Below are 13,214 nucleotides of genomic sequence, written 5' to 3' on the forward strand. Positions count from 1 at the left end.
CGTCCGGTCGGTGATCGGCGGAAGCCGGCGAGTGCCTCCGGCACCTCCGTGCGCCACTGCTGGACGCGAGCCGTCCCTCTGCCGGTGTACGCAACGTACGCAAGTAATCCGGATCGTTGCCCTCCGCTCCCTTGTCCGCGCTCCCGGGCGTGCGGCACGGTGGCCGACCATGGGACGAGAGCAGTGGAAGAAGATCTGGGTCGGTTCGGCCGGGAACATGGTCGAGTGGTTCGACTGGTTCGTGTACGCGACCTTCGCGGTCTACTTCGCGGACGCGTTCTTCCCCGAGGGCAACGGGACCGCGAACCTGATGAACACCATGGGCATCTTCGCCGTGGGGTTCTTCATGCGGCCGGTCGGCGGCTGGCTGCTCGGCCGGATCGGCGACCGCCGGGGCCGTAAGGCCGCGCTGACCCTCACCGTCACGCTGATGTCGGCCTCCGCGATCCTCATCGCCGTCGCCCCGACCTACGCGGTCGCCGGGTACGGCGGGGTCGCCGTCCTCATGGTGGCCCGGCTGCTCCAGGGCCTGTCGGTGGGCGGTGAGTACGCGGCCAGCGCCACCTACCTCACCGAGGCCTCGCGGCCCGACCGGCGCGGGTTCGCCTCCAGCTTCCAGTACGTCTCCATGACGGCCGGTCAGCTCATCGGGCTCGGGCTCCTCATCCTCCTCCAGCACACCCTCTCCGAGGACGCCCTGCACGACTGGGGCTGGCGGGTGCCGTTCGTCGTCGGCGCGCTCGGCGCGGCCGTCGTCTTCTACCTGCGGCGCACCATGCTGGAGACCGAGGTCTACGCGGAGTCCGGCGCCGCCGAGGACGCCGACCGGGGCACCCTCAAGGCCCTGTGGGCGCACCGGCGCGAGGCGTTCCTCGTCGTCGCGCTGACCATGGGCGGGACCGTCGCGTACTACACGTACACCACGTACCTGACGAAGTTCCTCTCCAAGAGCGCCGGGATGGAGAAGTCCACCGCCACCCTCGTCAGCTTCTGCGCGCTCTTCGTCTTCATGTGCCTCCAGCCGCTCGCCGGGATGCTCTCCGACCGGATCGGGCGACGCCCGCTGCTCATCTCGTTCGCCGTCGGCTCCACCTTCCTGACGGTGCCGGTCATGATGATGCTCAAGCACGCCGGGACCTTCTGGCCCGCCCTCGGGCTCTCGTTGCTGGCCCTGGTCGTCGTCACCGGCTACACCTCGATCAACGCCTGCGTGAAGGCCGAGCTGTTCCCCACCGGCGTCCGCGCGCTGGGGGTGGCGCTCCCGTACGCCGTCGCCAACGCGCTCTTCGGCGGGACGGCCGAGTACATCGCGCTCTGGTTCAAGGACGCGGGCGCCGAGTCCGGGTACTTCTGGTACGTGGCCGGCTGCGCGGCCGTCTCGCTCGTCGTCTACCTGAGCATGCGGGAGACGCGCGATCTGGACCTGCACCGGATCGGCGCGGGGGAGGCGGCCGGGAGCGCCCCGGGCCGGGCCCCGGGCGAGACGAGCGTCACGACCGCATTCTGAGACGGGCCCGTCACGGGGGCGGTGCTGTGCGAAACTGCTCCCGTGTCCTCGTTGTCCACGATTATTGGCAGCAGGCGCGCCGGTCCGCAGTGACGTCCCGTACCACCACGTACGGCACGCTCACCGTGCCCCAGACCCGCGCGCAGACCTCTCGCACCAGCGAGGGGTTTTTTCGTTTTCCGGCCCCCACCCTGGCCTGGACGGCGTGCGCGGGATGATGGGGGCAAGTGGAGCCCGATCGTCCGGATCCACTCATCCGACAGGAGTCGCATCAGCATGACCACCAAGGCCACCGCCACCGACGACAGTTTCCATGTCTTCGACACCACCCTGCGCGACGGTGCACAGCGTGAAGGCATCAACCTGACGGTCGCCGACAAGCTGACCATCGCCCGGCACCTGGACGACTTCGGCGTCGGATTCATCGAGGGCGGCTGGCCCGGCGCCAACCCCCGGGACACCGAGTTCTTCGCCCGCGCCCAGCAGGAGATCACCTTCGCCAACGCCCAGCTCGTGGCGTTCGGCGCGACCCGCCGGGCCGGTGGCAAGGCCGCCGAGGACCCGCAGGTCAAGGCGCTGCTCGACTCCGGCGCCCCGGTGATCACCCTGGTCGCCAAGTCCCACGACCGCCACGTCGAACTCGCCCTGCGCACCACCCTGGACGAGAACCTGGAGATGGTCCGCGACACCGTCTCCCACCTGCGCGGGCAGGGCCGCCGGGTCTTCGTCGACTGCGAGCACTTCTTCGACGGCTACCGCGCCAACCCCGAGTACGCCAAGTCCGTCGTCCGCGCCGCGTCCGAGGCCGGCGCCGACGTCGTCATCCTCTGCGACACCAACGGCGGGATGCTCCCCGCCCAGGTCCAGGCCGTCGTCTCCACCGTGCTCGCCGACACCGGCGCCCGGCTCGGCATCCACGCCCAGGACGACACCGGCTGCGCCGTCGCCAACACCCTGGCCGCCGTCGACGCGGGCGCCACCCACGTCCAGTGCACCGCCAACGGCTACGGCGAACGCGTCGGCAACGCCAACCTCTTCCCGGTCGTCGCCGCCCTGGAACTGAAGTACGGCAAGAAGGTGCTCCCCGAGGGCGCGCTCGGCGAGATGACCCGCATCTCCCACGCCATCGCCGAGGTCGTCAACCTGACCCCCTCCACCCACCAGCCGTACGTGGGCGTCTCGGCCTTCGCCCACAAGGCCGGGCTGCACGCCTCCGCGATCAAGGTCGACCCCGACCTCTACCAGCACATCGACCCCGCGCTCGTCGGCAACAGCATGCGGATGCTCGTCTCCGACATGGCCGGGCGCGCCTCGATCGAGCTGAAGGGCAAGGAGCTCGGCATCGACCTCGGCGGCGACCGCGAGCTGATCGGCCGGGTCGTCGAGCGCGTCAAGGAGCGCGAACTGAGGGGCTACACCTACGAGGCGGCCGACGCCTCCTTCGAACTGCTGCTCCGCGGCGAGGTCGCCGGCACAGCCCCGCGTTACTTCCGCACCGAGTCGTGGCGGGCCATCGTGGAGGACCGCCCCGACGGGGTGCACGCCAACGAGGCGACCGTGAAGCTCTGGGCCAAGGGCGAGCGGATCGTCGCCACCGCCGAGGGCAACGGCCCCGTCAACGCCCTGGACCGGGCGCTGCGGGTGGCGCTGGAGCGGATCTACCCGCAGCTCGCGAAGCTGGAACTGGTCGACTACAAGGTCCGCATCCTGGAGGGGCGTACCGGCACCGAGTCCACCACCCGGGTGCTGATCACCACGGGCGACGGCGCCGGCGAGTGGTCGACCGTGGGAGTCGCGGAGAACGTCATCGCCGCGTCCTGGCAGGCACTGGAGGACGCGTACACCTTCGGTCTGCTGCGGGCCGGGATCGAGCCCACGGAGTAGGGCATGCGGAGTGTGCCGCCGGACGTCCGGCGGCACACTCACCGCCTCTGCCGCGCGCGATACCGCGTCACCCCCGCCGCGGTCGCTGCCAGGGGTACGGCGACGGCGGGCACCGTCCACGTCGGGGTGCCGATCCACACGGCGAGCAGACCCACCGCGAAGCAGATCCCGAAGTTGATGGTGAGCAGCGTATTGCCGTCCGGGTACCACAGGTAGGACCGGTAGGCGCGGGGCCGGGCGAGACGCACCGCCCCGAACACGAAGGCCTGGGCCGCGAGGAGCGCGGCGAACACGCCGACGGCGGTGTTCATCTGAAGCTCGTCACGGGGCGCGTCCGGGGTGTTCTGCCGTTCGCCGTCCTTGCTGACCACCACGATGTCGCCCCGCCAGACGGTGGCCGTGACCTGGTCGCCGGGTGCGAGCTCTCTCAGGAGCGGCCCCTCCTTGCCGCCGGCCTGCACTCTTCCCCGCCAGCCGTCCTCATCCGTCAGGGTCGCCTCGTAGTACCAGCTCTTCCCCCCGTTCTTCCTCTCCGTCTTCTCCACGGTGAGGCGCAAGGCACTCAGACAGTCCGCCGGCCCCTGCCGCACCGTGCGGGAGGAGCAGGACTCGGCCGCGCGGTAGTCCTGGAGGCGCTCGCCGTCGGAGGGCAGCCACCAGGAGAACACCACGTAACAGCCCGCCGCCGACATCAGGGACAGCAGGATCATCAGCACGCCCGCGAGCCGCGTCCGCCCCGTGGACCGCCGGTCGGCATCCTTCTGGTGCGGCTGTCCGTTCGTGCTGTGAGCCCTCGCCCGCGTCGTTGTCATGACGTACCCCCTCCTCCTGAGCATCCTTCAGTCAGAGACAGGAATACACGCACGTCAACGGCAGTCTGCGGGCGGTCGGGGTTGCCGGAGTCCGGCAACCCCGACCGCCGGGGCCGAGGTGCGCCCGGTCCCGGCGGTCACCGCGGAACTACTGGAGCCGCCACTTCTGGTTGGCGGCCCCGGTGCAGCTCCAGATCTGGGCGCGCGCTCCGTTGGCCGTCGAGGCGTCCGTGACGTCCAGGCACTTGTTCGCCGCCGTGTTCACGACGTCCCCGGTGCTCGCGTTGTACGTCCACCGCTGGGCACCCGTGCCGTTGCAGGTGTAGAGCTGGACCTTCGCGCCGTCCGCCGTCGACGCCGAGGTCACGTCCAGGCAGGCGCCCAGCGTCCGGATCGTGCCGTCGGACTGGACCGTCCAGCGCTGCGCGGCCGAGCCGTTGCAGTCGTAGAGCTGGACCGCCGTGCCGTCCGCCGCGCTGCCGTTCGCCGCGTCCAGGCACTTGCCGCCGGTGCCGGTGAACGCCCCGGAGGTGCCGGTCGTACCGCCGGTGCCGGACTGGGTGCCGGACCAGGTGAAGGTGGCCGAGGTGCGGGCGGGAAGCGAGTAACCGAACGTCGAGCCGCCCCAGTTGACGGTGAGCTGCTGGGCCGAGGAGCCGCCGTTGTAGGCGATCAGCGCCTTGGAGCCGTCCGTGTTGCGCCACGCGACGTTGGGGACGGTGGAGCTGGCGGTGGAGGCGATCCGGGAGGCGCCCGGGCGGACGAACTTCGTCAGGTGGCCCATCGTGTAGTACTCGATGTTGTAGTCCACCTGCCCGCTCCTGCTGTCACCGTTGTGGACCGTGATCAGCCCGTCGCAGGTGCCGCAACCGCCGTTGTGCGGGCCCCGGTTCTGGTCCACCGCGAGGGACCACTTGGTGACCGACTTCGCCCAGTTGCGGGTGTAGTCGATGATGTTGAGCATGTCCTCCTTCTGCTGATCCGCGATCCAGGTGCCGCCCGAGTGCTCGGTCTGGAAGGCGTCCATCGTGGGGTACTGGTCGTGCACCGCCGTCTGCTTGGCGATGTCGCCGCCGTAGCCGTGCCAGGCGACCCCGCCGAAGTTGGGGTGGTTGCGCACGGCCGCGTCGTCCACGGTCGGCGCGGCGTAGGCGTCGTAGGTGTCCCAGTTCCAGTCGTGCGCCAGCACCTTGGTGGAGAGCCCGGCCGCCTGGAGCTTCGGGAGCAGCTCGCTCTTGGTGAAGTAGGCGAGCCCCGAGCCGTTCCAGCTCATCGAGGGGTAGCCCGAGCAGCAGGTCGGCTCGTTCTGCGCGGTGACGTACTGGACCGGCACGCCCTGGGCCTGGTACGCCTGGAGGTACTTCACGAAGTAGTCGGCGTACGCGCCGTAGTCCTCGGCCTTCAGCCAGCCGCCGTTGAGCTGGCCGCTGTCCTTCATCCACGCCGGGGCGGTCCAGGGCGAGGCCATCGTGGTGAGGGCCGGATTGAGCTGCTTCGCCTGCTTGGTCAGCGGCAGGACGTCCGCGAGGTCGTGGGCCACCGAGAACTTCGCCAGCGTGGGGTCGGTCTGCCCGGCGGGCACGTCGTCGTAGGTGTATCCCGTCCGCGCCAGGTCCGAACCGCCCATCGGGTTGCGGACGAAGGAGAGGCCGATGCCCTCGGTGGGGGAGAAGAGCTTCTTCATCGTGGCGTCCCGGGTCGCGTCACTCAGCGCCCCGCTGCTCTTCATCAGCCAGGCCGCCGTGTCGGTGAAGGACGCGCCGCCGCCGGTGAACGTCTGGTACCGGGTGTTCTCGTCGACCGTCACCACGGTGCCCGCGCTCCCGCTGCCGGACCCGAAGGCGACCGGGGTCTGGGCCTGGAGGCCGCGGGTGACATGGCGGCCGCCGGAGTCGTCGGTGGTGGTCAGGACGATGGAGACGCTCTCGCCGGCCGCCTGGGCGGCGGGCGCGGCGAGCCCGGTGAGGCCGGTCGCGGCGAGCGCGGTCGCCGCCAGCACGGCGGCGGTCCGGTTCGATCGCATCAATCGGATCATGGGGGAATGCCCTTCTTCGGCACAGAGGTGGGGTGCTGCCGTCGATCGAGGCGTGAGTGAACTGCCCCCACAGGCCCGCGTCAAGAGGGCGCGTACGTACAAGAAGTGAAGGCGCAACTGGCCTCTCCTGCCTGCCTGATGGGCGTGGACCAATCTCGGTGTGAAGTATTGACGGCTCTGTTCCGGCGGGGTTAACTCCAGCCGCGACGCCGGTACCGGTTCCGGGACCGGTACCGCACGGTGGCGGTCCCCGTGGGCCGCCCGGTGCCTGCCGTATGTCAGGCACATGCCGAAAACAGCCCTTCCGGGGCCGAAAAGCACCGGTCGGGCCGCTGAGTTCCGTGTTCCGCCGTGCCAGGGAGGCCCCGTTGCGCGTCACCATCGCCGATGTGGCCCGTGCCGCCGGAGTCAGCAAGGCCACCGTCTCCCGGGTGCTCAACACCAAGGCGGACGTGGACCGTTCCACCGCCTCCCGCGTTCGTGAAGTGATCGCACACCTCGGCTACGTCCCCAGCTCCGGAGCGGTCGGCCTGGCCCGGGGCAGCAGCCGCACCGTCGGGATGCTGGTGCCCTCGCTGACCTGGTCCTGGATGGGCGAGGTCCTCCAGGGCGTCGTCGACACCGTCGAGGCGGCCGAGTACGGCCTGCTGCTCTTCACCTGCAACCGGGGCGCCGACTCCGTCCGCCGCTTCACCACCCAGGTCTCCGCCCGCGCCTTCGACGGCCTCGTGGTCGTGGAGCCGGAGAACACCCTCGGCCACCTCACCGCACTCCACCGCAGCGGCCTGCCGATCGTGCTCATCGACGACCGGGGCCACCACCCCGAGTTCCCCTCCGTCGTGACCACCAACCATGAGGGAGGCGCGAGCGCCGCCCGCCACCTGCGGGCCGGCGGGCGCACCCGCCCGGTGGTCCTCAGCGGGCCCGCGCACTTCGGCTGCGTACGCGAACGGCTCGACGGATTCCGCTCCGTGCTGCCGGACACCCTCGTCGCCCAGGGCGACTTCACCGAACGCGGCGGCGAACGCGTCATGGCCGGGCTCCTCGCCTCCGGCACGCGGTTCGACTCCGTCTTCGCGCACAACGACGTCAGCGCCACCGGCGCCCTGAGAGCGCTCCACGCCGCCGGCCGCCGGGTCCCGGACGACGTCGCCGTCATCGGCTTCGACGACATCCCGATGGCCGCGCACACCGCGCCCCCGCTGACCACCGTCCGCCAGCCCACCCGGGCGATGGGGGAGACGGCGGCCCGGATGCTCCTCGCCCACCTCGGGGGCACACCCGCCCCGGACGAACCGGCCGTGCTCCCCACCGAACTCGTGGTGCGCCGCTCGGCGCCCTGACCCCCTCCCGGCGCAGCCGCGGCTTCGGACGGCCGCCCGCTCCGGGACCCACCCACCCCCACGGGCCCCGGCCCCACGGTCCTCCCGCCGCACCCCCCGCGCCCCGCCCGCACTGCTGCCGGACCCCGCGCAGCCGAGCCGAGAGAAGAGCCGCCCATGCCAGCCACCCGTCACCGAAGAGGATCGGCACGCGCCCTCCTCGCCGCCGTCACGGTTCTCGCCGGGCTGATCACGGCCGCCGTCCCCGCGGCGGCCGACGACCCCGCACCCGTGCTCGTCGACCGGTTCGAGGGCGAGGTCCCCCTCAGCAACCCCCCCGCCGACTCGATCTTCACCTGGGGCGGGGACGCCGACGACCAGCCGAAGATCGCCTTCACCGAGCGCGCCGACGCCCCCGAGGGCTCCAAGGTCCTCGAAGGCACCTACGACATCAGCAGCTACGGCGGGCTGAGCCACGAGTTCGCCGTCGACCGGACCCCGCAGAACTGGAGCGCCCACAAGGGCATCCGCTTCTGGTGGTACGGGCAGAACAAGGCGCCCCTGCCGCCCGGTTCCGGCAAGAAGATCAGCTTCGAGATCAAGGACGGCGGCGCCAACGGCGGCGCCTCCGAGCTGTGGACCATGTCCTTCACCGACGACTGGGAAGGCTGGCACCAGGTCGAGGTCCCGTTCGCGGACTTCGTCTACCGCGGCGACTACCAGCCCGTCGGCGGCATCGACCACATCCTCGGCCTGGACCGCATGTGGGGCTACGCCCTCACCCTGCCGCCCGGCGCCCCCGGCTCCTTCGCCATCGACGGCATGGAGCTCTACGGCAAGGCCGACCCGGCGCTGACCGCCGGCATCGCCACCGACGCCACCGTGCACCCGGTGGACGACGGCGGCTCCGCGCGCATCGGCCTCACCCTCTCCACCACCGGCGGACAGCCCATCGAGGAGCCCGTCACCGTCGCGTACACCACGCAGGGCGGCACCGCGGTGGCCGGCACCGACTACACCCCGGTCAGCGGTACCTACACCTTCCCCGCGGGCACCGCGTCCGGCGCCACCCACACCGTCACGGTGACCACCAGGAAGGCGAAGAAGGCGTCCGAGGCCCGGACCGTCCCGCTCGCCCTCACCGTCACCGGCGCCAAGGCCCCGACGGAGACCCCGCAGGTCGTCATCAACGCCCACGGGCTCCCGTACCAGAACGCCGAGCTCCCGGTGAAGCAGCGCGTCGCCGACCTGCTCGCGAGGCTCTCGCCCGCCGAGAAGGCCGGCCAGATGACGCAGGCCGAGCGCAACGCCCTGCGCAGCCCAGGCGACATCGCCTCGTACGACCTCGGCTCGCTGCTCTCCGGCGGCGGCTCGGTCCCCACGCCCAACACCCCCGAGGCGTGGGCGCGGATGATCGACTCGTTCCAGCTGCGCGCCCAGGCGACCCGCTTCCAGATCCCGCTGATCTACGGCGTGGACGCGGTGCACGGCCACAACAACGTCGTCGGGTCGACGATCATGCCGCACAACATCGGCATCGGCGCCTCCCGCGACCCGCAGACCGCCGAGAAGACCGGCGCGGTCACCGCGAGCGAGGTCCGCGCGACCGGCGTCCCGTGGGACTTCGCCCCCTGCGTCTGCGTCACCCGTGACGAGCGCTGGGGCCGGTCCTACGAGTCCTACGGCGAGGACCCGGCGCTCGTCGAGTCCATGGAGACCGTGATCCAGGGCATGCAGGGCGCCGCGTCCGGCAAGGACCTGGACCGCGACGACAAGGTGCTCGCCACCGCGAAGCACTACGTCGGCGACGGCGGCACCGAGTTCGGCTCCTCCACCACCGGCTCGTACACGATCGACCAGGGCGTCACCAAGGTCACCCGCGACGAGCTGGAGGCGGTGCACCTCGCACCGTTCCAGGAGGCGGTGGACCGCGGCATCGGCACCGTCATGCCGTCGTACTCCTCGCTGGACATCCTGGGCGACGACCAGGGCCCGGTGAAGATGCACGGCAACGCCGAGATGATCAACGGCGTCCTCAAGGACCGGATGGGCTTCGAGGGCTTCGTCATCAGCGACTGGCAGGCCATCGACCAGCTCCCCGGTGACTACGCCGACGACGTCCGCACCTCGGTCAACGCCGGCCTCGACATGATCATGGTGCCGACCGCGTACCAGGACTTCACCACCACGCTCAAGAGCGAGGTCGCCGCGGGCCGCATCAGCCAGGCCCGGATCGACGACGCGGTCTCCCGCGTCCTGACCCAGAAGTTCAAGCTGGGCCTTTTCGAGAAGCCGTACGCCGACACCTCGAACATCGACGACATCGGCTCCGCCGCCCACCGCGCGGTGGCCCGTGAGGCCGCCGCCAAGTCCCAGGTGCTGCTGAAGAACGACGGCGCGGTCCTCCCGCTGAAGGCGGACCAGAAGGTCTACGTCGCCGGCTCCAACGCCGACGACATCGGCAACCAGGCCGGCGGCTGGACCGTCAGCTGGCAGGGCTCCTCCGGTGCCATCACCGAGGGCACCACCATCCTGCAGGGCATGCGGAAGGACTCCGCGAGCGTCACGTACTCCCAGGACGCCTCCGCCGCCACCGACGGCTACGACGTGGGTGTGGTCGTCGTCGGCGAGACCCCGTACGCCGAAGGCATCGGCGACGTCGGCAACGGCAACGACCTGGAGCTCACCGCCGCCGACAAGGCCGCGGTCGACAAGGTCTGCGCCGCGATGAAGTGCGCCGTCCTGGTCGTCTCCGGCCGCCCCCAGCTCGTCGGCGACCGCCTCGGCGACATCGACGCCCTGGTCGCCTCCTGGCTCCCGGGCACCGAGGGCGACGGCGTGGCCGACGTGCTCTACGGCAAGCGCTCCTTCACCGGCCAGCTGCCCGTCACCTGGCCGAAGTCCGAGGCCCAGCTGCCCATCAACGTGGGCGACGCCACCTACGACCCGCAGTTCCCCTTCGGCTGGGGCCTCACCACCCTGAAGAAGGCCCCCGCGGGCGGCGAGGTCACCCTGACCGCCCTCGCGGTGGCGGCCGGGATCGCGGAGAAGGCCCACCTCGGCAAGACCGCGGCGGGCAAGGCGATCGTGGACCAGGCCCGGCTGCTGGTCCAGCAGAAGACCGGCGGAAAGCTGACGGCGGCGGTCTCCAAGCCGTTCGCCGAGGCCGACCACCTGCTGCTCACCGGTGACCTCACCGGCGCGGTGGCCAAGCTGCGGGCGGCCTACCGGGCCGCGTGACCCGGCGGTAGCGAGCGTACGAGGGTGTGCCCGGGCGGAGCGTCCGCGCCCGGGCACACCCGTGCGTCCCTGCGTCCGGGCGTCCGGGCGTCCGCTCGCGCTCGGGAGAACGCGCGAGCCGGGTCGTCCGGAGTAGCGTGAAGTATGCGGAAAAGGCAGATGTTCGCATTTCTGGCCGGTTTGCTGCTGGTCCTCTCGACCCTGCTGCTGGCTCTCGTCCCCGCCGCGTCGGCGTCCCCCGGACGCGCCCCGACCGCGACGATCGAGGACGCGGCCCAGGCGCTGCGCGAGGACCCCGTCTACGTGGACCCGGGCGCCCGCGACCAGCTCTCCACCGGGCAGGAGAAGGCCCTGGAGGACCGGATCACCGAGGCCGACAAGCCGGTGTTCGTCGCCGTCCTGCCGGACAGCTCCGCCTTCCCCGAGGACGGCCTGCTGGCCACGCTCCGCAACGACACCGGCATCACCGGGGTGTACGCCGTCCGCCTCGGCGACGGATTCGACGCGGGCGCCGACCCGCAGGTCATGCCGGTCCGCGCGGTCGACAACCTCACCGCGTCGGTGAAGGCCCCGGCCGCCGACACCGCCACCGACGCCCAGCTCGACGCCTTCGTGGACGGCGCACTCGAACAGGCCAAGGGCACCGCCCCGGCGTCCTGGTCCGACGGGAACGGCTCCGCCGGCCCCGGCTCCGCCGGCACCGGGCTGCTCGTCCTCGCCGGAGTCGCCGTCGCGGGCGGCGCGGGCGCCTACGCGATCATGCGCCGCAACCGCCGCCGGGTACGCGCCGAGGAGCGCGCCGCGCTCGACAAGCTCAGGGTCGTCGTCGACGAAGACATCACCGCCTACGGCGAAACCCTCGAACGGCTCGACTTCCACCCCGGCGAGCCGGGCGCGAACGAGGCGATGCGCGCCGACTACGAGCACGCGCTCGACTCGTACGAGAGCGCCAAATCCCGCATGGAGAAGGCCGAACGCCCCGCCGACGTCCGCCCCGTCACCCAGGCCCTGGAGGACGGCCGCTACTCCCTCGCCGTGCTGGAGGCCCGCCGCACCGGGTCCGCCCCGCCCGACCGCAGGCCCCCGTGCTTCTTCGACCCCCGCCACGGCCCCTCCGTCGCCGACGTCCGCTGGCGCCCGGCCGGCGCCGCCTCCCGCGAGGTCCCCGTCTGCGCCGCCGACCGGGCCCGGCTGGAGGACGGCGAGGACCCGATGAGCCGCACCGTGGACGTGGGCGACGGCAACCGGCGCCCGTACTGGGAGGCAGGACCCGCCTACGGCCCCTGGGCCGGCGGCTACTTCGGCGGCGGGCTGCTCCCGGGCCTGCTGGTCGGCACGATGCTCGGCTCGATGCTCTCCACCCCGGCGTACGCGGCCGAGTACGGCGGCGGGGACTTCGGCTCCGGCGGCGACTGGTCGGGCGGCGACGTCTCCGGCTCCGACTTCGACTCCTCCGGCTTCGGTGACGGGGGCGGGTTCGGGGACGGCGGCGGCTTCGGCAGCGGTGGCGGCTTCGACGGAGGCGGCGGGTTCTGAGCCGGCCGGTCCAGGACCGTCCACGGCCGGAACCGAACCCTCAGCCCGCCGTACGCCGCCGCTCGTAGTGGCGGGCCGCCCGGGCCCGGTTCCCGCACGAGGGCTTGCACCACTCCTGCCGCCCGTGGCTCTTGACGAAGTACCGCACGCACCGGGGCGCGGAGCAGGCGCGCAGGTGCTCACGGTGCGGGCCGCTGAGGAAGTCGACGGCCGCGCGGGCCAGGGCCGCGACCAGGCGCAGGTGCGGATCGCGCTGGTCCGACAGGAGCCGGCTCGCGGGTTCCCCGCCGGCCGGCCAGTCCAGCTGCGGGGCGACGGGCTCCCGGGCGGCCACCGCGTTGAGATGCGCCAGGGCCTCGTCGACGGGCATCAGCCGGTGGGCGTCCGCCGGACTGGGCGGAGCGGGGCTGACCACCCGGGCGAAGAGCGCGCGGACCGCGCGCCGCAGGCCGGTCACCGCGAGTCTGAGCTCCTCGTCCGCCTCGATCCCGCCCGCCGGGACGAGGCCGGTGAGCAGCTCGCGCTGTCCGTGGATCCAGCGGGTCGTGCCCTCGACCGTGGCCAGGTCGTCCGCGACACCGCCGTCGCCGTCGTGGCGGATGGTGCTCGCCAGTTCCAGTGCGAGCCAGCGCTCCACAGCTGATCCCCTCTTCTCCGCCCGCTCGGTGCGGTTGCGCCCCGGGCTGTTCTCCGTGCGGGTGTCCCGTGCGACGACCGGCGCCGGCCGACGTCGGCCACTTGATCACACCCTGGGCCCACGCTAACGTCCCTAACGGTAAAACGAGAACTTCCGTTAGAACCCGAGACGCGGAGAGCCGGAGCAGCGGGGCCGCACCGCCCTGCCCTGCCCCGGTACGGACCGGTATCAGTCGGTACGT

The 13,214-nt window shown here is 71.8% G+C and carries 8 protein-coding genes; 5 read left to right on the forward strand and 3 right to left on the reverse strand.

Translation table 11 applies throughout. The features are described from left to right. Positions 1 to 169: 169 nt before the first annotated feature. Positions 170 to 1,507 carry an MFS transporter gene (locus tag OG599_RS24785; protein ID WP_327178176.1) on the forward strand — a complete coding sequence of 446 codons (1,338 nt, stop codon included), beginning with the start codon at positions 170 to 172 and terminating at the stop codon, positions 1,505 to 1,507. 276 nt (positions 1,508 to 1,783) lie between these two features. Beyond that, entirely contained in the window at positions 1,784 to 3,391 is a 1,608-nt protein-coding gene (cimA, locus tag OG599_RS24790) for a citramalate synthase (protein ID WP_327178177.1), read from the forward strand. A 38-nt stretch (positions 3,392 to 3,429) separates the two neighbouring features. Here the strand turns inward: cimA and OG599_RS24795 are convergent, their stop codons facing one another. Beyond that, positions 3,430 to 4,203 (reverse strand): hypothetical protein, encoded by a 774-nt coding sequence (locus OG599_RS24795; protein ID WP_327178178.1) that lies wholly within the window; start codon positions 4,201 to 4,203, stop codon positions 3,430 to 3,432. A gap of 148 nt (positions 4,204 to 4,351) precedes the next feature. Next, positions 4,352 to 6,226 carry a lectin gene (locus OG599_RS24800; RefSeq protein ID WP_327178179.1) on the reverse strand — a complete coding sequence of 625 codons (1,875 nt, stop codon included), beginning with the start codon at positions 6,224 to 6,226 and terminating at the stop codon, positions 4,352 to 4,354. Positions 6,227 to 6,606: 380 nt separating this feature from the next. Here OG599_RS24800 and OG599_RS24805 point away from each other — a divergent pair, with 380 nt between their 5' ends. The 3 genes from OG599_RS24805 (at position 6,607) to OG599_RS24815 (ending at position 12,336) form a co-directional block, all read left to right on the forward strand. Beyond that, positions 6,607 to 7,581 carry a LacI family DNA-binding transcriptional regulator gene (locus OG599_RS24805; protein ID WP_327178180.1) on the forward strand — a complete coding sequence of 325 codons (975 nt, stop codon included), beginning with the start codon at positions 6,607 to 6,609 and terminating at the stop codon, positions 7,579 to 7,581. Positions 7,582 to 7,737: 156 nt separating this feature from the next. After that, positions 7,738 to 10,800 carry a glycoside hydrolase family 3 N-terminal domain-containing protein gene (locus tag OG599_RS24810; protein WP_327178181.1) on the forward strand — a complete coding sequence of 1,021 codons (3,063 nt, stop codon included), beginning with the start codon at positions 7,738 to 7,740 and terminating at the stop codon, positions 10,798 to 10,800. A 144-nt stretch (positions 10,801 to 10,944) separates the two neighbouring features. After that, positions 10,945 to 12,336, forward strand: a complete 1,392-nt coding sequence (locus OG599_RS24815) for a hypothetical protein (protein WP_327178182.1) — start codon at positions 10,945 to 10,947, stop codon at positions 12,334 to 12,336. A 40-nt stretch (positions 12,337 to 12,376) separates the two neighbouring features. Here the strand turns inward: OG599_RS24815 and OG599_RS24820 are convergent, their stop codons facing one another. Beyond that, positions 12,377 to 12,973, reverse strand: a complete 597-nt coding sequence (locus tag OG599_RS24820; protein ID WP_327178183.1) for a CGNR zinc finger domain-containing protein — start codon at positions 12,971 to 12,973, stop codon at positions 12,377 to 12,379. Positions 12,974 to 13,214 lie beyond the last annotated feature (241 nt).

It is taken from the genome of Streptomyces sp. NBC_01335, assembly GCF_035953295.1.
Lineage (GTDB): Bacteria > Actinomycetota > Actinomycetes > Streptomycetales > Streptomycetaceae > Streptomyces.